Origin of the sequence: Nocardiopsis alborubida, assembly GCF_012396365.1 — a bacterium.
Classification (GTDB): domain Bacteria; phylum Actinomycetota; class Actinomycetes; order Streptosporangiales; family Streptosporangiaceae; genus Nocardiopsis; species Nocardiopsis alborubida.
Window position 1 is genome coordinate 1 of record NZ_JAAXPG010000068.1, and the last position, 2,565, is coordinate 2,565.

The window sequence follows — 2,565 nt, forward strand, 5'->3', positions numbered from 1 at the left end:
TCCCTGTACGACAGCGACTCCGACTACGACAGCGACGGATCGTCCGTCTTCGACCGGGACGAGAACTCCTCCCCCTACGACAGCGACGACGAGGCCTCGCTGTTCGACACCGACGAGGTCGCCCCCCAACAGGACACCACCAACGAAAAACCCGACAGGAAACCCGACCCCGACACCCCCTACATCCCAGGACCGCGCAACGATCCCCTGAATCTGGGATCCCTCGACCCCAAATCCGGCGACGACCCCTTCCATCCAGGGATGAACGACGGCCACATCACCGTCGACTTCCTCAACGCCATCGTCCCCGACAACCCCGGCGACCGCTCCGCTCCCGAACCGGAGCAGCAGCACACCCCCTCACCCGTCGCCGTGGCACCCCCGGTCGGCCAGGCCTCCCCGCCACCCGCACCCGCCCCCCAGAACCCGCCCTCCGACACCGGCCAGCGCTCCGCACCCACCGAACGCAACAGCGGCGAACGCTCACCCCAACGCACAGGCGGCGACACCCGCACCACGGATCCGTCCGCCAACCGGTCACTCCACGAAGGCGGCAGCCCCCAGATCGCCACGGAGAGTGCCCCGCCCGCACCGGAAACCGAGACCACCGGCAACACCACCGGGCAGGACGGCCCCGGCAACTCGACGGACGAACAACACGCGAACCCCCGTACCCCGACCGCCTCCGACGCCCCCTCCCCGGCCGACGTCCCGCTTCCCCCGTCCCCAGTCACCGAGAGCGGGCCGCCCCAGGACACGGAGGACACCGGGCACAGCCCGTCCGAACGCGACGGCGAACGGCCCGAGGGCCGCGACGAGGACACCTCCCGCGACGACGACCGCTCCCGGGACGGCGAGAGGGACCGGTCCGGGGACGGGAACGAGCGGTCGGGCCAGGAGAGCGGCGACAGCTCCGGAGACGGCGGGGATCGGGGCGACGGAGACCGCTCAGGGGAGGAGAAGGGCGACGGGTCCGACGGCGAGAAGGGCAGGGACGGCGAACGCGCGGACGACGACGCCGAGTCCGTGCACGAGGAGGAGTCCAGCGACGCGGAGGACGGCCAGGAGCGGGACGGCAGCGACGGACGTTCGCCCCAACGCACCGACGACAACCGCACACCGGACTCCTCCCCCCGGCGTTCGATCGGCGACGGTGCGCACACCGCCGAGAGCACGTCACAACCGGATACCGCGCCCGCAGCTGAGCAGCGGACCGCATCGGAGGACGTCCCGCCGTCTACGCCGCCCGTCACCGAGACCGGCGACGGCCGGCACGGCACCGGGTCCGGCCACGGGGACGCCCCCGCCGGAGCGGGCGAGACGCCCGGGGCGGCCCTGTCCCAGAACACGGACGGTGTCCCGCAGGGTCAGGAGACGCCGCGGCCCCGTCCGGAACCGCTCCCCGACGGGGAAGCCGGTCCGGAGCGGAACGGCTCGCCCTCTCCCGCCGCCGTGGAGCCCCCGGCCACGGCCGACAGCCGGGAGACCGAGGCCCCGCCGACGGAGAACAGCGGGGCGCCGGTACCGGGCACCGGGGACACCCCGCCCGCCGCCGAGGGCACGGCGCCCGACACGACCGAGGGCACGCCGGTCCCCACGCAGAGCACGGACACGGACACGCCTCCGGCACCGCCCGCCGCCGGACCCGACCGCGCGGCGGACAGCGGTGCCAACACCCCCGCAGAAACACGCACCGACCCCACCACTTCCGGGATCGACCCGGAGGCCGACGCCCGCGCCGCGTCGGTCCTGGACCGCCTGCCCGAACTCACCCGGGCCCTCACGGACAAGGACATCCCCAAGGCGCGGGCGCTGGGCGCCGAATTCTGGAGGCAGCTGCGACCGGTCGGCGGCCCGCTCCCGGAGAACCGCTCCATCCGCGAGGCGCGCACGCTCGCGCAGGCACTGGTGTACGTCGTCTCCGACCCGTCCGACAGGCGCGTCCCGCTGAGCGGCGAGTCCGTCCCTCCCGAACGCGTCCAAGACGCCGAGGTCCTGACCCGCGGCATCGACCGCCACCTCCGGGACCGCCACGACCCGGTCCGCGCCCGGCTCTGGCAGTCCGGCGGGCAGCTCACCACGGACTACGTCCGCCACGCCATGCAGGACCCCGCCGACCGGGGCCCCGCCCCCTACAGCGCACCGGACACGGTGACGACCGTCAACACAGCGCGGGTGGACGGCGATGGAGGCGCACCGGCCTCGGGAGGACGGTCCGGGGAGTCGTCGACGCCGGGCCGGACAGCGACGGACAACAACGCCCCCGCCGGGTCCGGGCCCGGGACCGGGACGATCCGCCGGCTGCCGACCGGTGCCGAAGCCGACCACTACGGCGACCTCCTGCACGACCCCGACTACAACCCCAATACCTTCGACGCGCTCCCCACCGCGACCCAGGACGCGGTCTCCGCCTACACCCGCTCCCCCTGGCTGAACCGCTTCGCGCGTCTGCACCCGTTGAACGAGGCGACGGTGCAGGCCGAACTGGACCGGATCCGGGACGAGAGCCGACCCCACCCCGGATGGCAGATCTACGAAATCGGCGACGGCCGATGGCCCGACCTG

The 2,565-nt window shown here is 73.8% G+C and carries 1 protein-coding gene; it reads left to right on the forward strand.

Annotation, left to right across the window (positions count from 1 at the left end; translation table 11 throughout):
* The coding region (locus HGB44_RS32350) for a hypothetical protein (RefSeq protein ID WP_233459006.1) at positions 1-2,565 on the forward strand (2,565 nt) is incomplete at both ends.